The sequence below is a fragment of the Psychrobacter sp. NPDC064578 genome (assembly GCF_044901245.1).
Classification (GTDB): domain Bacteria; phylum Pseudomonadota; class Gammaproteobacteria; order Pseudomonadales; family Moraxellaceae; genus Psychrobacter; species Psychrobacter cibarius_C.
On record NZ_JBJDPI010000003.1, the window covers coordinates 71,927 to 92,339 of the forward strand.

Here is a 20,413-nt window from a genome sequence, read left to right on the forward strand (position 1 = left end):
GGGCATGTCTTCAATTAGCACACTGATTTATTGATTGGTTTTGACACGGCTAAATTTCACTATAAATTAGCTTATATGGCGTCAATGGGCGTTTTAGTGGCATTGTTATCGATACCTTGATTGATGCCTTGATCCTCATTGATAATGACTTCTTTGTGCTCCGCCTTGTCTTTACATTTTTCTTTTTTTCTCTTGTCCCGTTTTTTTTGACGTTTTGCTTTTTGCTTTTTTTTATCTTTCTTTTTGGACTTTTTATCATCAATACCATCGTCATTGTTATCTTGATTTTCATCCCATAACATCAGACGACTTAAAACTTTGCCAAACAACGTGTCTTTACGATAGCGACCTTTCTTGTTCATGGTATCGATAGGCAAACCAGTCATCAGCGTCAATGCTTCGCTCAGTGTATAGACACCATAAATATGAAATTCGTTCGCTTTGACGGCAGCAATGATGTCGTCACGCAGCATGAGCTGTTTGACATTGGCCATTGGAATGACCACGCCTTGCTGCCCAGTCAATTCTTGCTCGCGGCATGCATCAAAGAATCCGGCGATTTTAGAGTTGATACCGCCAACCGCTTGCACTTCGCCCAATTGGTTCATAGAGCCAGTAATGGCAAATGATTGATCAATCGGGACGTTTGCTAAGGCAGATAGCAGCGCACAGCCTTCGCTGACGGTAGCACTATCGCCATCGATATGGGCGTAGCTTTGTTCAAAAGCGAGCGAGGCGCTAAAGTTGAGCGCATGATGTTGGCTGAATAATGCGCGCAAATAGCTGGTCATAATCAGCATGCCTTTGGCGTGTAAACTACCGCCCAAATCCACGTCACGCTCGATATCGAGAATTTCACCCGTACCAATATTTGGTTGAATGACGGCAGTCAGGCGGGCGGGCATACCAAACTCGCTATCGGCATAACTGACCACTGTCAGCGCATTGACTTGTCCGACAGCGCTGCCTTGAGTTTGAATAAGCTGCTGACCGTTTTTTAGCTCATCCCAATAGAGGTCACGCAGGTATCCTGAACGCTCGTCCATATCATCGATGGCTTGTGTGACATGATAGGCATTGACAATGTTTTTTCCGCTTAAATGCGCGTGGCGGTTAGACTCATGCAATAGCTTGATTAATAAATCACTGTGCAAGCTTAAGCGGTCTTGGTCTTCTGCTTGTAAGCTTAAATGCTCAAGTAGGGCAGCTTGCGCGCTACGATCAAACGGATAGAGATTGGCATAGTCAATGATATCAGCCATTTTTGCGACTAACGCCAATTCGTGCTCACTGCTGCGAGGCACATCATCGTGAAAATCCGCACGTACTTTAAAGACCGCATCAAACTCAGGCTCAAGCTCTAACAGCTCATAATATAAGTCTGCTTCACCAAGCAAAATCACTTTAACATCAAGGTCAATGGGGGCAGGTGCTAACGATAAGCTGCCTGTTAAGGTCAGCATTTGTTCAAGGCTTGAGAGTTTGATTTTGCGTGATTGTAGCGCGCGCTTGAGACCCTGCCAAGCATACGGATGCTCAAGTAAGTGACTCGCTTCTAATAGTAAATAACCACCATTGGCACGGTGCAGAGCACCTGCTCGAATCATACTGACATCAGTGGTGACCGTGCCCAATTGGGTGATTTGCTCGACATGACCCAATAAGTTCAAATGCGTTGGCAAGTCCTCAAAGATGACGGGTGCACCGTCGTCCGGCGTGTGGCTGACAATGACGTTGACCGCATAGCGACTTGGGGTTGTGGCCAAAACTGCCGTTACAAACTCTTCGTCATCGCCATTGACGATGCGCTCGACATGCGTAACCATGTCGGCAAATACGGTCTTGAGATAATCAATGACCAATGGGTGACTGGCAAATTGCTCATAAACAGGGGCAAATAACGGTTGCAGTGCACGACGTGCAATATTGCGATGCAGGGCTTCTATCGCATCATTGGCTTCGTCCTCTAACTGCTCTAACGCGATGGTCAACTGACTTAAACGTTTTTGCATATGGTTTTTTTGGACAAAGTTATTTAACTCAGCTTCGTATTCACTATTGCCGTATTCAGTATTGTTTTTATCCTGCTCTGCATTCGTAGGATCGTTATACTCGGTGTTAGAAATGCTCGCTTTGCTACTATTATCGCTCACGGATTTATTTTTATGGCTAGCAGATAATTTATCATCACCACCACTAGTTTCTGTCGCGAGTTGACTGGGATGTACAAACACCGCTTTATTATCAAAGGAGCGAAACGTCAACGCCAAATCATATTGTTTGCCTTCCGCATTGAGCACATCATAAGCCTGACTTTCTTTTTGATGCGTGTCATTTTTGATGGCTTCGATTTTGCTTTGATATTGGTCACTACGAAAGCGTTGGCTCAATCGTTTTTTGGCTTGTTGCCATAATTGATTGACTTGCTGCTGCAATAAGGAGGCTTGCCCCGCAGGTAGTCGCAGCGCTAAAGGGGTACGTGGATCGGTGAAATTATGCACATATACCCAGTCGTCAGGTGTGGGTGCATCGGTGGCAATACGCGTTAGCAAGCGGCTGATGACGGTGCGTTTGCCCAAGCCATTTTCACCAGCAGCAAACACATGATAGCCACTGGCTTTGATATCTAAAGCTGTTTGTAAGGCTTTTAGTGCACGCTGTTGACCAAAGCCAACGTCTAGATCTGGTGCCGTGCGGGTATCCGAGGGCAATTCATCAGGGTCGCTATAGCGCTTTAATTGCTCAGCGGTGACTAGGCAGCGCTGCTTGATATCAATAAAGCATGGATGCGGTGTATTCGGTGTTGCTGATTTGGTACTTTTTAATTCAATGATGGGTGTTGCCATATTATTAGCGTCTTTTTTATTAGCGTCTCTTGATAATTGAGAGGTAGGGATGTGTGGCTGTTTGGTCATAGGTATAAATTATATCGTTTGTGGAAAGTGGCGTGGTTATTAAGTGCTATTAAGTTTACTAATGAGTGCTAATACTTAGTTTTTTCTAGTTAATTTGCATCGTTCATAAAAACATCTTACAAGATAAAACGGTATTTTAAATAAATCATTAAAAGCCGTTTTGTATCATTAGCAGGCTTTGTTAAAAACGCCTATATAAGCAATCATTCATCATCCATTTAACGCGATTAAAGAACAATAACGCCTCAATATAGGCTCAGATAGTATAAGATGTCTCACATTGGCGCAATCTGCAACTATTCAATGGGCAGACTGCATGATAAAATAGACGGTTCACATGTCAAAACTGGATAACTCGTTGTATGTCAGACTTTACTAAAACATCTTCATCCTCTGCTAACACGGGCAATATCCGTATTGATCCGACTGGCTTTGTAAAGCTTGGCGCACAGTTGCCAGCGCTGGCGAATACCTTGGCACAAGCGGTCAATGAGCTCAAGTTATCCTTGAGTGAGACGCAGCAGCGCACATTATTATTGTACTTAGACCAGCTTTTGTTGTGGAATAAAGCGTATAATCTGACCGCCATTACTGATCCAGAAGAGGCATTGATCAAACATATAATTGATTGTTTGGCTATTATAACGCATTTACCGTCAGGGTCACTGTTAGATATTGGCACAGGAGCAGGGATGCCAGCGGTTATCATTGCGATTTGTCAGCCAGAGCGTCAATGCACCGCACTTGATAGTAATCAGAAAAAAATTCGTTTTATTAAGCAAATCAGCAGTGAGCTTGGCTTGAATAATATGCAGCCAATTGCTTCTCGTATCGAGGCGCATGAAGCCAGCTATGACGTTGTGACTTCTAGAGCCTTTGCCAGTTTGATCGATTTTGTCGAAGTGGCTCAGCCGCGCTTAGCAGATAACGGTTACCTATGGGCGATGAAAGGCAAAGCGCCAAGCGATGAAGAACTACAAGCACTAGACAATGACTGGCATATTAAGACGATTAAGCTTAAAGTGCCTCGTTTACATGATAGTCGTCATTTAATTGAATTGTCCTATAAAAATGTCTAAGCTATGAACACCTTTTAAGTGATACATGTCGGTGACACATGGTTTTGTTGATATTTGAATGGCAAGATATTCAAAATATGGTGATATAAATCGTGCTAATTGTATAGAGATACTCGTATTGTTTACGCTTATAAGTATGATGCTATGCAAAGTTTAGCGAAAAATTGATTGTGTAAGCCAAAAGTAAAATAACAGTAATAGACCCTAATTAAATTGAGTGAGTGTATGGAAATCATAGCAATTGCGAATCAAAAAGGCGGCGTGGGCAAAACCACGACGGCAGTAAATTTGACCGCCAGCTTGGCTGCGAAGCGCAAGCATGTACTGCTGATTGACTTAGACCCACAGGGTAATGCGACCAGTGGTACGGGTGTCGATAAGAATGAATTAGCACTGACAATAGCGGACGTATTATTGGACGGGGTGTCGCTGTCTGATGCTATTGTTACTAGTCCGGCGGGGTTTGATGTGATCGGCGCCAATCGTGATTTGGCTGGCATGGATATCACCCTAATGAACAAGACCAATAGTCATGAGCTGTTTAAAACAGCAATGGTGGCTTTGGTTAATGATCAGATAGCTGCTAAAAAACCTGCTTACGATTATGTGGTTATAGACTGTGCACCCAGCTTGAATTTGCTGACGATTAATGCGTTAGTTGCTACAGATAGCGTTATTATTCCCATGCAGTGTGAATACTATGCATTAGAAGGCTTGGCTGATTTGTCGCAGACGATAGAGCGCTTGACGGAATTGAATCCGAAGCTATACATTCGTGGTGTAGTGAGAACATTATTTGATGCACGCAATACACTGGCTCGTGATGTCTCTGCCGAGCTAGAAGCGCACTTTGGCGATATTATGTATAAAACTCATATTCCAAGAAATATTCGCTTGGCAGAAGCGCCAGCACATGGTTTGCCAGTTATGGCTTACGAGAGATGGTCAAAAGGTGCGCGCGCTTATCAAAAATTGGCGGCTGAAGTCATGAAACAAAGTGACTAATATTTTTTTTAGTGCCAACGATACACTGCAAGCAAAAGCATGCAAACAGATATTGAACATTGAATATCGTATTTATAAGTAATGAGTAAGCTGTATTAATAATTATTTGGCTTTTATTTTAGCGTTAGAGGATAGGTAATCATGGCGAAGAAAAGAGGGTTGGCTGCCAATCGAGGCTTAGATGCCTTATTGGGGTCAATCAAAAAAGAAAAGCAAATCACCGCCTCTGCCTTGCAAGACGATATGGTAGCGCGTGAGAGTACTTTGCCAGCTGAAACGCTAAACGCTGATAGATTAAATATTAGCACGCCTGCTCAATCTGATGATAATGAGACCAGTGAAAAACCAACGACCAAACCTATTGCCTCTGACACCACTGCCAGCAGTCGAACCACACGGTCGCCGCGCACGATAAATAAAGGTACGGTTAATAAGAGTCGTGTTAATGGAACAGATGCCATTGCCTCTGAAGACCAGATCAGCTTGGTGCAAATAGATGTCACGCGTTTGCAAGCGGGTAAGTATCAGCCACGCCGTGATATGAGTGAAACGGCGCTTGCAGAGCTGGCGTCTTCGATTGAGCAGCATGGCGTCATGCAACCGATCGTTATCCGTCCGTTATTGGCCAATGAAGACAAGAGTGAAGCATTCGTTACTCATGAGATCATTGCTGGTGAGCGTCGCTGGCGTGCGGCAAAAATGGCAGGAAAATCTGTCATTCCAGCGATTGAACGTGCTTTATCTGATGAGCTTGCCATCGCACTGGCCTTGATTGAAAATATCCAGCGTGAAGATTTGTCTGTGATTGAACAGGCCGCCGCATTACAACGTTTTCATACTGAATTTGGTATGAGTCATGCGATGATTGCCGAAGTCGTTGGCAAGGCACGCACCACCGTATCAAACCTGCTGCGCCTCAATCAGCTGCATGATACAGTCAAAGATCATTTAGCAAATAGCGCCCTAGATATGGGGCATGCGCGCACGCTTTTGGCATTATCCTCTGAGCAGCAGCCGATTATCGCGCAAAAAATTATCGACGGCGGTATGACGGTACGCGACGCTGAAAAGTTGGTTAAATCGATCTTGCAACCTGCGCCTAAAGCCAATCGTGCTGAGCAAACGCAATCTCGTGAGGTTGAGCGCTTAACGCAAAGACTGATAGATATGTTAGGGGCTGAAGTCAAACTCAAACACAAAAAAGATGGTCAAGGTAGTGTTGAGATATTTTTCCATAACCAAGATCAGTTAGCAGCTTTGATTAAGCACATAGAAGCACAGGCTTGATATCGCTAACAAGTTTGTCATGATACTGTATATTTAAGATATTTAAGATATTTAAGATATTTAAGATATTTAAGATATTTAAGATATTTAAGATATTTTGATAGCCGCTATTTTTATAAAAATATAAAAGAGAGTCAATATGTGGGAGTTGGTAAAAGCGGGTGGTTGGTTGATGACACCTATCGTGGTGTGCTCAATATTGGCATTGGTTATCATCATCGAGCGTAGTCATACCTTACAGTTTAATAAAGTTGCTCCGAGTAGATTGCGCGAACAGCTAATCACGCGCTTACGTGAGAATGGGGATATTGGTCGTACACAGTTGATGAATGTCAAAGAAAAAACACCTTTGGGAGATATTTTAGCGACAGGGCTGCTGTATCGTCAATATGGCTTAGACTCGATGACGATGCATATGCAAAACCGCGCTAGCGTACAAGTGCATCAGTTAGAAAAAAATATCAATATGCTTGGGACCATAGGGGCGATTGCGCCACTACTGGGGTTGTTAGGCACGGTGTTAGGTATTATTTCGTCGTTTTTGGCGATTACCGATGGGGCGATGCAAGACCCAACGATGCTTGCTGCTGGTGTGTCACAAGCGTTGATTACGACTGCTGCTGGTATGATCGTGGCTATTCCAGCACTGGTTGCCTATCGTTATTTTCAGCGCCGTATTATCGATATTAATGCCCAATTTGAGACGCAAGCGGGACTCATGATTCAAGAGTTGTATGATTATCATTTGCTAGAAAATACATCTACTGCTGGATTGAATGTGCCTGCACATCGTGCGCCATCGGCTGACGTTGTAGATAATGAGTATGCAGTGGATGGATTAAGCTCAAATAATGGTGTTGCTGTCACTTCTTAGCATTTATTTCTTAGTATTTGTGACTGTTCAACACGCTATAATAATCCATCAAGCACATGAGTATTCAGTAAATTAAAGAGAGTGATATGCGCTTTAGAAAACCGACTGTTGAGCCGCTCGAAATTAACTTGACCCCGATGATTGATTGCTTGTTGTTTTTGATTGTGTTTTTGCTGCTGGCAACGTCGTTTAATCATTTTAGTCGTTTAAATATTATTCTTCCTGAAGCTGAAGGTGTCGCGCTGACAGAAGAGAAAAACAGTATCGAAGTGGCGGTACAAGAAGATGGCAGTTATCTGGTGAACGGTATTACGCTTGCTAGTAGCAATGAGGCAGAGTTGACCAGTATGCTACAACAAGAAGCTGGTAGTAATCGTGACATGCTATTTGTTATTGCTGCGGATGCCAATGCCACCCATCAATCGGTTGTGCGAGTGATGGATATTGCGGGTAAACTGGGATTTTTGAATCTTAATATCAGTACGGTCGTGCCACTTGGTCAGCCGTTACCGCAGTAGCCTATAGCTACTTTAATGCCATTGATAGATGCTCTTATAAAACTGTGATTTTAACGCAGTCCATTCATATGATGACCCCCAAATTGAGGCTTTTATGAGCCAAGCATATCAACCTGACTCTGCAAAAACTGCTGCTAAAAAACTATCAGCAGAGCCGTCAAACATACCTAAACATAAGACCTTGCTGCGTTTGTTGAGTTATTTAAAACCATACTGGTGGGCATTAATGCTTACTGTTTTGGGCTTTGCAATTAATGCGGCGACAGAGATTTGGATTGCCAAATTACTTCAATACATTACCGATGCCATTAATCAGAACGATCAAAGCAAACAGGATTTATTTCCATTATTAATCATTGGTCTGTTTTTTGTCCGCGGTGTTGGTAGCTTTTTGGGTAATTATTATTCTGCTCTGGTCTCACGTAATTTGGTATATGAGCTGCGAGTGGAAGTCTTTAATAAATTGCTTCGTCTGCCAAGCTCTTTTTACTTAGCCAATCCTGCTGGTACCATTTCATCCAAGCTGATATTTGATGTTGAGCAAGTCACCGCCGCTAGTACAGACTCTATGAAGACGCTACTGCGTGATGGTCTGACAGTCGTCGCCTTGATAGGTTTCTTGCTTTATAGCAATTGGCGTTTGACGTTGATTTTATTCGTTGTACTACCGCCAATATTGTGGCTTATTCGCATCGCCTCAAAGCGTTATCTAAAGTTGTCTAAGGGTATTCAAGAGACGATGGGTGATGTCAGCCATATTACCAATGAAGTGATTGGTGGCTATCAGGTTGTCAAAAACTATGGTGGTCAAGCATACGAAGCCGCACGCTTCGATAAAACATCGAAAAAGAACTTACGCCAAGGCATGAAGGTCGTGGTAACCAACAGTATCAATACGCCAGCAGTACAGCTGCTAATGGCTATAGCCATGTCAGTTGTGGTGTGGCTCGCACTACGCCCATCGGTGATAGACAATATCTCAGCGGGTGAGTTTATCTCATATATCGCGGCTGCAGGTTTGCTCAGCAAGCCGGTACGCTCATTGACTGACATCAATCAAAAACTGCAAAAAGGTATCGCGGCAGGTGAGTCTATTTTTGCCTTGTTAGATGAGCCAGAAGAAACAGATACTGGTGTGCTTAGCCCTGCTCTGACGGGCGAAATCAAGCTGGACAATGTCAGTCTGGTTTATCCTGATTCAACGGTCGCTTTGCGTGACTTTACGTTAGATGTAAGAGCGGGTGAGACGGTTGCATTGGTAGGGCGAAGTGGTGCTGGTAAATCCTCTTTAGTAAATTTATTGACGCGCACCTTATCGACCTCTTCTGGGCAAATTACCTTGGATGGTATACCGATTGAAGACATTAAGCTTGAGAGCTTACGGGCGCAGATTGCGATGGTCAATCAACAAGTAGTTCTGTTCAATACCACGGTATTTAACAATATTGCTTATGGTGGCTTAGCCAATAAAACCCAGGCTGAGGTTGAGCGCGCCGCAAAAGATGCCTTTGCTCATGATTTTATTATGAAAATGCCAAACGGCTATCAAAGTGAAATCGGTGCTGAAGGTTTGCAGCTGTCTGGCGGGCAGCGTCAGCGCTTATCGATTGCTCGTGCGCTATTAAAAGACGCGCCGATTTTAATTTTAGATGAAGCAACCAGTGCGTTAGACAATGAATCAGAGTATTACATTCAGCAAGCGCTTGATAATGTGATGAAAGATCGTACCACGTTAGTTATTGCACATCGACTGACCACCATTGAATCAGCCGATCGTATCGCCGTGTTAGACAGCGGTCAAATCGTCGAGTTGGGCACGCACGATGAGCTTATGCAATTGCAAGGTCATTATGCGCAAATGTATGAACGTGACTTTGAATAAAATTATTGGACTATTCTTTGAGCAGCTTTGACGTTCAAATCGTGCTAAGTTAAAGTTTAGCTGAATAGGTAAGTGGTCAATTATCATGAGTATTGAAACGACAGTGACGCGTGCCTGGCAACGTCAAGCCGCTTGGCTATGGCTATTGCTACCTATTAGTTGGTTGTACGGACTTATCACCACGCTGCGTCGTCAAGCTTATAAAGCTGGGCTGTTAGCAAGTTATCACGCGCCTGTTCCCGTTATGGTGATCGGCAATATTAGCGTGGGCGGTAGTGGCAAAACACCATTGATTATTGCCTTGGTTGATTATCTACAAGAACGAGGAATAAAGGTAGGGGTTATCAGCCGTGGTTACGGTGGCGACACCAGTCAAATGCCCGCTTTGGTCGATGCCGCCAGTTTGCCCAACGTGGTAGGGGATGAGCCTTGTTTGATTGTCAATATGACAAATGCACCCATGGCAGTATGTCCTGATCGTAAGCAAGCGATTATAACCTTGTTAGCTGCTCATCCTGACTTGCAATTTATTATTGCCGACGATGGCTTGCAGCATTATGCACTGCAACGTGACATTGAATGGATTGTGGTCGATTCAGCACGAGGCTTTGGTAATCAGCAACTCCTGCCAACAGGGTTTTTACGTGAACCCATGTCGCGGTTGCAGGGTGCAACTGTCATCTACCATGAACCACTAACAACAGATTCAGTGGACAAGAATAAAAATAATAGCAATCTGTATCGAGCCCATCGTTTGACGATGCATCTAGAGGCTAATGCTCTGCAACTCTTATGGCAACCTACTTTATCTTATTCTCAAATTGATGCGCCTAAAAAGGGCCATAAAGTACATGCGGTGAGCGGTATTGGTTATCCGCAGCGGTTTTTTGATACTTTAAATTCGCTTGGCTTCAATGTTGTTGGACATGCTTATCCTGATCATTATGATTTTGACTTGGCGGAATTGTTACAGTATACCGAATATCCAATCGTAGTAACCAGTAAAGATGCGGTAAAAATGAGAGCGTTGCTGTCGAAAGCCACTACTGATAAAGCGCTGAATAATGAATATCAAACGCTGATAAACAGACTATGGGTACTGCCAGTAACCGCCGAACTCTCTGACAGCTGTTATGATAATCTGCAGCAGCAGCTAAAAAAGCTAGGTATTGATATCGAAAACAATAACAGTACCAATAATAATACTAAAGCAAATAATAGATGATGCTTTAAACCGTATAAAAATTGCTATAGGAAACCCCATGTCGTCAGTGATTATGCCCGCCAAAACTCACATTGTTATCCCTGCTCGTTTTAAGAGCACGCGGCTGCCTGGCAAGCCATTACTAGAGATACATGGTAAGCCGATGATTCTTTGGGTTGCTGAAAAGGCGCAAACAGCGCACTTCGCTGATGATATGTGTATTGCCACGGATGATGACGATATTGCCAAGATATGCATGGATGCAAGGTTTGATGTGGTGATGACCAGTAGCGAGCATGCTTCAGGCACTGACCGTTTGGCAGAAGTTGCCGCCATCAAAGGGTGGGCTGACCATGATATCGTGGTCAACATGCAAGGCGATGAACCGTTAGTACCACCGTTATTATTGGAGCAGGTAAAGGCGCTTTTGGTCGCAGACAGTGATAGCGTGATGGCGACTTTGTGTGAGCCTATCGATGACTATGAGACCTTTATGCGTCCATCAGTGGTTAAGGTTGTCAGTCAAAACGCTAATGACTTGCAACGTGCGCTTTATTTTAGCCGAGCACCCATTCCTTGCGACCGTGATGTCGTATTGTCCGATGGCGATCATAGAAACCCACCAAAAAATGCTTATCGTCATTTAGGGTTATATGCTTATCGCGTCCGTTTATTACAGCAGTTTGTGCATTGGCCGCAAACGCCACTTGAGAGACTTGAGAGCCTAGAGCAGTTACGCGTTTTAGAAAACGGATCGCAGATTGCTATTGCAGTTGCCGCTTGTCAGCTACCTGCAGGGGTCGATACCCAAGAAGATTTAGACCGCTTAAATGCGATGAGCTTGAGTGAATTTCAGAGCCCCACTGGATAAATAGCCTAAGCAAAAATATTTCATCTAAAGCGTCATGAACACGCTATATCCTGAATAATCAAGCGAAGTGATAGGACGTTAGCTATGAGTGATAAGACGCAAAATACAGGCACAATGGATAGCACAGACCACATATATTTTGCCGCGTTATTGCCATGGCAGCAAAATCTGTGGTCGCAATTGACCAAGCGAGTTTTGACATCACAGCAATCTTTGCCACATGCACTATTAGCTGCTGGTATGCAAGGTATGGGCAAACGGGCTTTTGTATGGCGTTTGGTCGCTTGGTTGTTATGCCGTGAGCGTGATAGCCATCCCACAGGGGCTTGCGGCGCGTGTGAAAGTTGCCAATGGCTAAGGTCTGGCACGCATCCAAGCTTACAGGTATTGCCACTGATCAGTATGCCAATCAGTGCAGACAATGCTGATAATAAAGAGAAATTAAGTAACGCTGCAAAGGATAAAAAATCACCCAAAACAGCCAATAACAGTGCTCTTAAGATTAAAGTGGATGATATCCGTAACTTGCAGCCTTTTATCTACCAAGGTGGTCAAGGGATGCGTATCTGTGTGTTAGAGCATGCAGAGAAAATGACGATTGCCGCAGCCAACGCGCTACTCAAAACCTTGGAAGAACCACAAGCTCAAGTCCATTTATTTTTGATCAGCGATACTCCAGCACAATTACTGCCCACCATTAAAAGTCGGGTGCAGCAGTTGCCATTACAGACCATTCAGCCTGTAATCGCCGTTGACTATGTGACACAGGCACTTGGCTCTACGGTCAATCGTGAAGCGGTCGGAACGGCTGCGATTGAGCAGCTTATCCAATTGGCAAATGGCGCACCTTTGGCAGCGATAGCCATGGCACAAGCGCCATGGTATAGCAAACGTGCATTATGGTTGACGACGTGGCAGGCATTGCGTAGTGGTAAACGTAGTAGTGTGGCAGCCAGTGACTATTGGCAAAACCAACTGAGTATCACAGAATTTATTCAGCTGTCTGAGCTGATGCTACTTGATATGCGCCGTGTTTGCTTAGGGCTGAATGAGCTTCAAAAAGACGTCAATCTATCCGCTGCCTTAGAAAAGTATCCACCTGATAATAATGGCCTCGCACTTTTTTCTAATAGCTTACAGCAGACAAAAATCGCTCTGCAACAAAATGTGCAAGAAAAATTTGCCTATGATAAGCTAATGCAAGAATTGGCTTGTTTATAAGAAAATCTGCCTTGATAGCAAATAAAAATACCAAACTTAATGAAGGAAGCTGACTATGGCCATGCCAGGACGCGGCGGGATATTAACCTGCCACATTGAAAATATCGAAATGTTATATGCCAGCTACTTGTCCTTTGTCAGTAATGGCGCATTATTTGTACCATCCAATGACGCTCAGCAGCTAGGTAACGAGGTATTTATCGCCATCACTTTACCCAATTCTAGCGAGCGTTTGCCTATGAATGGCAAAGTGGTCTGGATTAACGCCAAAACGCAAGGTGGTCGACCGGCAGGTTTTGCGGTACAGATTGGAACTGATATTGCAGGTCAAAGAATTAAAAATGAAGTTGAGCGATTATTGGCGGGTAAAATAGATGGTTTGCAGTCCACGTATACCATGTAATTATTCATTGTACTTGTAATGGTTTTGATAAGTATTAGACGACTATTATTAAATAAACAGTATAAAAAAAGCCACCTTATATATCGATAAGGCGGCTTTTTTTATGAGCATAAGACTAGGGCGTGTCTTCATTTTAAAAATGGTGATAAAAATTGCCGTCAAAGAATAAAGGTAATGCAAATAATATCGAGATATCAATAAGCTATTTGACGATGTTTGGCAAAATTTAGCCCATTTAGAGGACAATCGATTAAATTGAGGACATACCCTAAGTAAAGCCAGCATATCTTTTAATAACGCGGTGGCACATACATATCATCTGGAATAGGCTCACGGTAGTATTCGTCATCACGTTTACGATCGGGTAATTCTACCTCATCACGTGGCACTTCCTTATAAGGGATTTGTTCGAGTAGATGAGCAATACAGTTTAGCCTTGCGCGTTTTTTATTGTTACCTTCAACCACCCACCAAGGTGCTTCAGGAATATGCGTTCGCTCAAACATGGTCTCTTTAGCCTTGGTATAGTCTTCCCAACGGCGGCGTGACTGTAAGTCCATGGCTGAGAGCTTCCATTGCTTGAGCGGGTCATGAATACGGCTCATAAAGCGTGAATGCTGCTCATCATCAGTGATCGAAAACCAATACTTCACCAAGCGAATACCTGAGCGTACTAACATACGTTCAAACTCAGGCACCGACTGAAAAAATTCTTCATACTGTGCATCGGTACAAAAACCCATCACACGCTCAACCCCCACACGGTTATACCAACTGCGGTCAAACAGAACAATTTCACCAGCAGCAGGCAAATGGGCGACATAACGCTGAAAATACCATTGTGATTGCTCACGTTCTGTCGGTGCAGGTAGGGCAGCCACTCGACACACACGAGGATTTAAGCGCTGCGTGATACGCTTGATAGCGCCACCTTTACCCGCCGAGTCACGACCTTCAAATATGACGACGATACGCTCACCGCGATCAACGACCCAGTCTTGCAACTTAATAAGCTCGCGCTGTAGCCTTACCAACTCTTGAAAGTACATACGACGATCAAGTCTTTCTTGCTCACTCATTTCGCGCCCATCAAAACGAAAGTCACGCACATAATCATCTATCTCGTTTTCTAACTCTTCATCATAAGTATCGATGAGGTCTTCGTGCATCTTACGACGCAACTGATCATTAAAAACCTCCTTATCCATACGTTCGATAAAACTGTGTTGCTCAGGTGAGCTAAGTTCCTGACGCTCTTGTGGCGTAAGGGATTTGGGATTGATGGACGAAGGTATCTTGCCCATAAAAAACTCCTAATCAGTGTTGTTATGATTTTTATTGGTTATCCTCTTACTTTAGCATAACTACCGATAGAGCTATGCGTTGGCTACGTTTCATTATTGTGTTGTTAGCAAGACCGTGACTAACATCCAGTTTTGAGTAGTGAATGGGCATAAAAAAGCACCCTCTAATCCATCGATTAAAGAGTGCTTTAAAGTACTTATGCTAACTATTGACTAATAATACCAATCAAATAATAGCAGTCAAAGAGTTATTTCTCTAAGATACAAGTCACGCCCTGACCACCAGCTGCACAGATAGAGATTAGTGCACGACCTGAGCCTTTTTGATCCAATAGCTTCGCTGCAGTGGCTAGGATACGACCACCCGTTGCGGCAAATGGATGACCCGCAGCTAACGACGAGCCATTAACGTTCAGCTTGCTACGATCGATAGAGCCTAATGGTGCATCTAGTCCTAGACGCTCTTCACAGAATTTTTCATCTTCCCAAGCAGCTAGTGTTGATAACACTTGTGATGCAAAGGCTTCATGGATTTCATAAAAATCGAAATCTTGTAGTGTTAGACCTGCACGCTCAAGCATACGCGGTACGGCATAAGCAGGTGCCATTAATAGGCCTTCTGTGGTGCCAGATTTACCAATGAAATCAACGGCAGCCGTTTCTTGATGAACGATATACGCCAATGGCTTAAGACCACGCTCTTTTGCCCACTCATCGGTTCCCAATAGGACACAAGAGGCACCATCCGTTAACGGTGTAGAGTTGGCTGCTGTCATCGTTGGGTTGGCGTTCTTTTTACCAAACACAGGCTTTAATTTAGCCAGTTTTTCCAAAGTGGTATCAGGGCGCAAGTTGTTATCGCGCGTCAGACCTTTGTATGGAGTGATTAGGTCGTCAAAGAATCCTTCATCATAAGCGCGCGCTAGGTTTTGATGACTGTTAAAAGCAAGCTCATCTTGTGCTTCGCGGCTGATATTCCACTCAAGTGTGGTGATGGCTTGATGGTCGCCCATTGATAGACCAGTGCGTGGTTCACCGTTTTGTGGTGAATCGATTAAGTCTTTTGGATTTAGACCCATTAGCGCTTTTAGGCGTTGTTTGTTGTCTTTAGCCGCGCCCAGTTTAATTAGTACTTTACGTAGACCATCACCAATCGCGATCGGTGCATCAGAGGTCGTGTCTACGCCGCCAGTAATTGCTGAATCGATAAGACCCAGTGCGATTTTATTGGCAGAAGCAAAAGTCGCTTGCAAGCCAGTACCGCAAGCTTGTGAGATATCGTAAGTTGGCGTATGTGGGTTGAGTGCTGTGTTAAGCGTGGCTTCGCGAGTTAGGTTGATGTCACGGCTTAGTTTCATGACGGCACCAGACACCACTTCACCCAACACTTCGTCTTGTAGATTATAGCGTTCAATCAAGCCATCTAATGCAGCTGTCAACATGTCGGTGTTGCTAACGTCAGCGTATGAACCGTTCGAGCGTGCAAACGGAATACGGTTGCCACCTAGGATAGCCACACGATTTTGACCAGCAACGGCTTTGGTTTTGCTGGTTTTTTTGGCAGCAGATGCTGGCTTTTTCGTAGTAGAAGCTGGTGATTTATCATTTGCTTCTGTGGTGCTAGAAGACTCTTTATTAGACGTATCTGTAGCTGTCGTGTTTTTAGCTTTTTCTGTTTTGGCGCTGTCTGATTTATTATCAGTAGATTTTGGGGTAGTGGCTTTTACGACTGTGCTTTCAACAACAGGGCTATCAGGGTGATTGTTTTTATTACTCATAATATTATCCTTAAAAAATATGGGCAGAAGAAAAGAGGGTAACAATAGTAAAGCTAATAATAAAAATGATTATATTAAAAAATTCAATAATCGAAAATAAACAAGAAGCAAATATTATCACTTATTACGCCGCATAACTGTTTATGATAAGACGTTTTTACGACCTTACTGTATATCTTTGGCAAACTATGTGACGCTTATCTAAGGTCGGTATCAGCTTTGAAAGACATCAATATGACTTTCGTAGACTGGCTAGTATCGATTATTGGCATTGCATAACGATAGATTTGATAATATATTGTTATCGATAATTGCATTTGCTATAACTTATAGGTCTGATTTTAGCACAATGTGGTGATTTTTAAATCCAGAAAAAGTGACCGTCTTGTATACTGAGTTGTTTACAGATTGTTGTAGACATTATCGGTTTTTGGACTTGTTTAAGATGGCAGTGTATAGTTAGGCCAGCTTTAGACTCATTTACTAAATATCAATAATTATGAGGTTATTGAGTCTATATAATAGGCACATTACATTTATTACTATTATTCTAACCGTTCGTTATAGGGATTATATTATGTCAGACCGTTATGGTGATTTTGTTCAGTCTTCTATTGGCAAAAAAGTGGCCAAAAATTTGGGTTTACCGTTACCTGTTACCCTTGATCGCTTCGAAAGCGGTGAGCCTTTAGTACGTGGTAGCGTATTGGTTGGTCGTGCTAATGGCGATGATAAAAGCGTCAGTGAGTCTATTGCTCGAATTTTGTCAGACGTACATGCTGATGTTTATGTAAACAGCAGTGATGATATCAAAGATGCCCTTGCTGATGCAGGCGTGGAAGCAAAAGCCAATACGGGCGGCGATGATAAATTTAAAGTTTTGTTATTTGATGCCAGCAATATTAGCAATGCCGATCAATTAAAAGAAGTGTATGAGTTCTTCCATACTGTGGCTCGTCGTGTAGAAAAGTCTGGTCGCGTCATTATTATTGGTCGCCCACCAGAAAATATAACTGACATTGATACAGCTTTGGCTCAGCGTGCGCTTGAAGGCTTTGTAAAGTCTGTCGGTAAAGAGTTCAAACGCGGTATTACTGCACAGCTTATTTATGTGGAAGACGGCGCAGAGCAAAATCTAGATTCGACTTTGCGCTTTTTCACCTCCGCTCGTTCAGCTTATGTCTCAGGACAAGTCGTACGCGTTAGTAAGGGTAGTAACGTTGATGTCGATTGGACACAGCCTCTTGGCGGTAAAACCATGCTGGTAACTGGCGCAAGCCGCGGTATTGGTGAAGCAATTGCTCGCGTTTTGGCTCGCGAAGGCGCTCACGTTATCTGCCTTGATGTACCGCAGCAGCAAGCAGACCTACAAAAAGTCGCTAGCGAAATTAGTGGCTCAGTATTGACCGTCGACATCACCAGTGATGACGCTGGCAAACAAATCGCCGAAGCTGCACAAAAGCGTGGCGGCTTAGATTCAATCATCCATAATGCTGGCGTCACTCGTGATAAGACATTGGCAAACATGGACGAGAAAAAGTGGGACATGGTTATCGATATTAACCTAGGTAGTATTGCTAGGCTGAACCGCTATTTACTAGACAACGATGTATTAAAAGACAATGCACGTATCGTTTGTGTGTCATCGATTTCAGGTATCGCTGGCAACTTGGGTCAAACCAACTATGCTACCTCTAAAGCAGGGGTGATTGGTTTGGTTAATGCCACTGCCAAGCAGTTAGAAGACAACGCCAAAGGCATGACGATTAACGCCGTTGCTCCAGGGTTTATTGAAACGCAAATGACCGAAGCTATTCCATTTGCTATTCGTGAAGCGGGTCGCCGTATGAACTCTATGAGCCAAGGCGGCTTGCCAGTAGACGTGGCTGAGACCATCGCATGGTTTGCATCACCTGCTTCTGGTGGCTTAAATGGCAACATCGTTCGCGTTTGTGGTCAAAGCTTATTGGGGGCTTAATATCACTTTATAAGTAAGTGTCAATTATAAGTAAGTGTAGATAATGATAAATAGCTGATATTAATCATTATTTTTAATTTTCCTCACATATGCTTACGAAAAAATTGCTCATAAATCGTAATAAAGCTGCCCAAGGGTGGCTTTTTTATGATAAAAACACAGAGAACCAGTAGCCAAATTGTTTTTTGCTGTGAGAGTTGCTTACATTGTCTAAAACCACGCCTATGAATTGTGCCTAATTTAGGCATAATACTGGTGGCATTGCTCAATGATAGGCTGTAACCAATAATGTCATAGCATCTTTAGATACACCAAGAAAATTTGCTCAAGCCCCACTTAGGATTTATTATGTCAGACAAACATTATGATGCGTTGCCGAAAGCGCATACGACCTATGCCAATATCGTTAAAAGTTTATTGCCTATTGGTAATAATGGCAAAATTAGCAAAGACCAATTGCCGCAAGCGACTTACTATGTGGACGATTTGCACATTGACCAAAGTAACTTAAACGATTATCGTAAAATTTGTGGTTTTGCAGATAATGGCAAAGTACCTATTACTTACTTTTCAGTGCTGTCTCAAACGCTGCAAATGAATATGATGGTCAAAGAGCCATTTCCATTTGCTATGTTGGGTCTAGTGCACGTCGATAATAGTGTGACTCAGTATCGTCCTATCGGTGAGCGTGAAACGGTTGCTATGTCAGTCACCTTTGATAATTTGCGTGACCATGCTCAGGGTCAGCAGTTTGATTTTGTGACGACGGTCAAGTCAGAAGATAAGGTGATTTGGGAAGGTACTTCGACGTATCTGTCACGCAGCAAAAAACCAATCAGCAGCAAAGACAAAAAAAGCACTCCACGTCCAATAACGGTCAAGCCATCAGTCAACCCAGAAGGCGTGCATAGTATCTTTGAAGTGCCAGAAGATATCGGTCGTCGTTATGCTTTTGTTTCAGGTGACTTTAACCTCATTCATCTCCATCCATTATCTGCGCGTGCGTTTGGCTTTCCTAAAGCGATTGCTCACGGCATGTGGTCAAAGGCCAAATGCCTTGCTATGATGGACGAGTTGCCGGATGCTTGTACGGTTGATGTGTCATTTAAACTGCCTATCTTTTTGCCTGCCGAAGTAGAGCTGATCGCTGATCCGGTGGCTGCACTTGAAGACACAGACGATACCTGTGAGTTTGGCTTATTTAGCTCTAAAAATGACAAGCCGCATTTGGCAGGTACGGTTAAATTACAGAGTGGCAATGAGTAAAAGCCAGTAGAACGACTGTCATTTAGCTAAAAAATATCTCAATATGGTCGATTCGTGATAGAAAAGTAATAGCGTTAACCTTGCTTGAAGTATTGCTTATACATCGACACGCGGTTGCTTTGTACTTATTTTAACTGGAATTGACCATAGTAAATATAACGAACAAATTTATAATTATGACTTCACACACCGCCGTACCAAACTCAGATCAACTGAATCATTCAGTAGCTATTGACACAGTATCGAATGCTGGCAATAGCGTTTTAGACAATGATGTTGATCTTAGTACTATTCTTGAGCCTTATTTTCGTCCTGATGACACTACCATTGTATGCGGTGCACTCAATGACGAAAAAGTGGTTGCCTTAGCGAAAGCTGGGGTTGAGTTAGTGATTAACTTACAGCCAGATGATGAATTGAGCTTTGATGAAGCCGCAGCGGTCGAGCGAGCTGGCATGCACTATGAGCATCTGCCTATTAACGGTGCTGCAGACTTAAAGCAGCTTAATATATTGGCATTTGATAATATATTGCGTCAACATCATGGCAAAAAAACAGCAGTGCATTGTGGCTCAGGCAATAGAGTGGGTGCCGCAATGGCGCTACGCGCAGGATGGCTACGTGGACGTAAAATGGACACCGCTATGGAACGTGGGCGCAGTCATGGCTTAACGAAGCTTGAGCAAGAAGTTCATAATCGTCTGTTGGTACCGCGCTAAGACCATAAAGGTGACAACGTATTATTGAGCAGTATTGCATGACAGAGAGGCGACCACTAGGTTGCCTTTTTTATTAAGGCGCGTTGTTATTTTAAAAATGAGGATATGC

Annotated in this window: 16 protein-coding genes; 13 read left to right on the plus strand and 3 right to left on the minus strand. The window is 43.4% G+C overall.

The annotated features are described in order from the left end of the window. Positions 1-71: 71 nt before the first annotated feature. Complete coding sequence (locus tag ACI2JM_RS03985) at positions 72-2,915, minus strand: AAA family ATPase (protein WP_404642287.1); 2,844 nt, start codon at positions 2,913-2,915, stop codon at positions 72-74. A gap of 362 nt (positions 2,916-3,277) precedes the next feature. On the opposite strand from ACI2JM_RS03985, the gene rsmG reads away from it, so the two are divergent. From rsmG to ACI2JM_RS04035, 10 genes are all read left to right on the plus strand, one after another. After that, on the plus strand, positions 3,278-3,994 hold the full coding sequence (gene rsmG / locus ACI2JM_RS03990) for a 16S rRNA (guanine(527)-N(7))-methyltransferase RsmG (RefSeq protein WP_404642289.1): 717 nt from the start codon (positions 3,278-3,280) through the stop codon (positions 3,992-3,994). A 225-nt stretch (positions 3,995-4,219) separates the two neighbouring features. Continuing rightward, complete coding sequence (locus ACI2JM_RS03995; RefSeq protein ID WP_404642291.1) at positions 4,220-4,999, plus strand: ParA family protein; 780 nt, start codon at positions 4,220-4,222, stop codon at positions 4,997-4,999. Between the two features lie 141 nt (positions 5,000-5,140). Then, positions 5,141-6,286: a ParB/RepB/Spo0J family partition protein gene (locus ACI2JM_RS04000; RefSeq protein ID WP_404642293.1), complete on the plus strand. Its 1,146-nt coding sequence runs from the start codon at positions 5,141-5,143 to the stop codon at positions 6,284-6,286. Positions 6,287-6,425: 139 nt separating this feature from the next. Beyond that, positions 6,426-7,160 (plus strand): MotA/TolQ/ExbB proton channel family protein, encoded by a 735-nt coding sequence (locus tag ACI2JM_RS04005; RefSeq protein ID WP_193009334.1) that lies wholly within the window; start codon positions 6,426-6,428, stop codon positions 7,158-7,160. A gap of 86 nt (positions 7,161-7,246) precedes the next feature. Next, positions 7,247-7,678: a biopolymer transporter ExbD gene (locus ACI2JM_RS04010; RefSeq protein WP_025651795.1), complete on the plus strand. Its 432-nt coding sequence runs from the start codon at positions 7,247-7,249 to the stop codon at positions 7,676-7,678. 94 nt (positions 7,679-7,772) lie between these two features. Continuing rightward, complete coding sequence (gene msbA, locus ACI2JM_RS04015) at positions 7,773-9,560, plus strand: lipid A export permease/ATP-binding protein MsbA (protein ID WP_404642296.1); 1,788 nt, start codon at positions 7,773-7,775, stop codon at positions 9,558-9,560. Positions 9,561-9,645: 85 nt separating this feature from the next. Next, positions 9,646-10,785: a tetraacyldisaccharide 4'-kinase gene (lpxK, locus tag ACI2JM_RS04020; protein ID WP_404642298.1), complete on the plus strand. Its 1,140-nt coding sequence runs from the start codon at positions 9,646-9,648 to the stop codon at positions 10,783-10,785. Between the two features lie 37 nt (positions 10,786-10,822). After that, positions 10,823-11,635, plus strand: a complete 813-nt coding sequence (gene kdsB, locus ACI2JM_RS04025; protein WP_404642300.1) for a 3-deoxy-manno-octulosonate cytidylyltransferase — start codon at positions 10,823-10,825, stop codon at positions 11,633-11,635. Between the two features lie 84 nt (positions 11,636-11,719). Further along, positions 11,720-12,856, plus strand: coding sequence for a DNA polymerase III subunit delta' (locus tag ACI2JM_RS04030; protein ID WP_404642302.1), 1,137 nt, complete (start codon positions 11,720-11,722; stop codon positions 12,854-12,856). Positions 12,857-12,911: 55 nt separating this feature from the next. After that, positions 12,912-13,259, plus strand: a complete 348-nt coding sequence (locus ACI2JM_RS04035) for a PilZ domain-containing protein (protein WP_045446052.1) — start codon at positions 12,912-12,914, stop codon at positions 13,257-13,259. Between the two features lie 290 nt (positions 13,260-13,549). Here the strand turns inward: ACI2JM_RS04035 and ppk2 are convergent, their stop codons facing one another. Both ppk2 and ACI2JM_RS04045 read right to left on the minus strand, forming a co-directional pair. Beyond that, positions 13,550-14,563: a polyphosphate kinase 2 gene (gene ppk2, locus ACI2JM_RS04040; RefSeq protein WP_228139068.1), complete on the minus strand. Its 1,014-nt coding sequence runs from the start codon at positions 14,561-14,563 to the stop codon at positions 13,550-13,552. Between the two features lie 248 nt (positions 14,564-14,811). Next, positions 14,812-16,341 (minus strand): acetyl-CoA C-acetyltransferase, encoded by a 1,530-nt coding sequence (locus ACI2JM_RS04045; protein WP_404642305.1) that lies wholly within the window; start codon positions 16,339-16,341, stop codon positions 14,812-14,814. 577 nt (positions 16,342-16,918) lie between these two features. Here ACI2JM_RS04045 and ACI2JM_RS04050 point away from each other — a divergent pair. From ACI2JM_RS04050 to ACI2JM_RS04060, 3 genes are all read left to right on the plus strand, one after another. After that, positions 16,919-18,319, plus strand: coding sequence for a 3-oxoacyl-ACP reductase (locus ACI2JM_RS04050; protein WP_404642307.1), 1,401 nt, complete (start codon positions 16,919-16,921; stop codon positions 18,317-18,319). A gap of 348 nt (positions 18,320-18,667) precedes the next feature. Next, positions 18,668-19,585: a MaoC family dehydratase gene (locus tag ACI2JM_RS04055; RefSeq protein ID WP_198330652.1), complete on the plus strand. Its 918-nt coding sequence runs from the start codon at positions 18,668-18,670 to the stop codon at positions 19,583-19,585. A gap of 176 nt (positions 19,586-19,761) precedes the next feature. Continuing rightward, on the plus strand, positions 19,762-20,304 hold the full coding sequence (locus tag ACI2JM_RS04060) for a serine/threonine protein phosphatase (protein ID WP_404642309.1): 543 nt from the start codon (positions 19,762-19,764) through the stop codon (positions 20,302-20,304). Positions 20,305-20,413: the final 109 nt, after the last annotated feature.

Excerpts from the sequence above, each read along its gene's own strand:
- ACI2JM_RS04035 (WP_045446052.1), top strand. The coding sequence starts at position 12,912 with ATGGCCATGCCAGGACGCGGCGGGATATTAACCTGCCACATTGAAAAT.
- ACI2JM_RS04060 (WP_404642309.1), top strand. The coding sequence starts at position 19,762 with ATGACTTCACACACCGCCGTACCAAACTCAGATCAACTGAATCATTCA.
- ACI2JM_RS04030 (WP_404642302.1), top strand. The coding sequence starts at position 11,720 with ATGAGTGATAAGACGCAAAATACAGGCACAATGGATAGCACAGACCAC.
- ppk2 (WP_228139068.1), bottom strand. The coding sequence starts at position 14,563 with ATGGGCAAGATACCTTCGTCCATCAATCCCAAATCCCTTACGCCACAA.
- ACI2JM_RS03995 (WP_404642291.1), top strand. The coding sequence starts at position 4,220 with ATGGAAATCATAGCAATTGCGAATCAAAAAGGCGGCGTGGGCAAAACC.
- ACI2JM_RS04045 (WP_404642305.1), bottom strand. The coding sequence starts at position 16,341 with ATGAGTAATAAAAACAATCACCCTGATAGCCCTGTTGTTGAAAGCACA.
- kdsB (WP_404642300.1), top strand. The coding sequence starts at position 10,823 with ATGTCGTCAGTGATTATGCCCGCCAAAACTCACATTGTTATCCCTGCT.
- rsmG (WP_404642289.1), top strand. The coding sequence starts at position 3,278 with ATGTCAGACTTTACTAAAACATCTTCATCCTCTGCTAACACGGGCAAT.
- ACI2JM_RS04010 (WP_025651795.1), top strand. The coding sequence starts at position 7,247 with ATGCGCTTTAGAAAACCGACTGTTGAGCCGCTCGAAATTAACTTGACC.
- ACI2JM_RS04005 (WP_193009334.1), top strand. The coding sequence starts at position 6,426 with ATGTGGGAGTTGGTAAAAGCGGGTGGTTGGTTGATGACACCTATCGTG.
- ACI2JM_RS03985 (WP_404642287.1), bottom strand. The coding sequence starts at position 2,915 with ATGACCAAACAGCCACACATCCCTACCTCTCAATTATCAAGAGACGCT.
- lpxK (WP_404642298.1), top strand. The coding sequence starts at position 9,646 with ATGAGTATTGAAACGACAGTGACGCGTGCCTGGCAACGTCAAGCCGCT.
- ACI2JM_RS04055 (WP_198330652.1), top strand. The coding sequence starts at position 18,668 with ATGTCAGACAAACATTATGATGCGTTGCCGAAAGCGCATACGACCTAT.
- ACI2JM_RS04000 (WP_404642293.1), top strand. The coding sequence starts at position 5,141 with ATGGCGAAGAAAAGAGGGTTGGCTGCCAATCGAGGCTTAGATGCCTTA.
- ACI2JM_RS04050 (WP_404642307.1), top strand. The coding sequence starts at position 16,919 with ATGTCAGACCGTTATGGTGATTTTGTTCAGTCTTCTATTGGCAAAAAA.
- msbA (WP_404642296.1), top strand. The coding sequence starts at position 7,773 with ATGAGCCAAGCATATCAACCTGACTCTGCAAAAACTGCTGCTAAAAAA.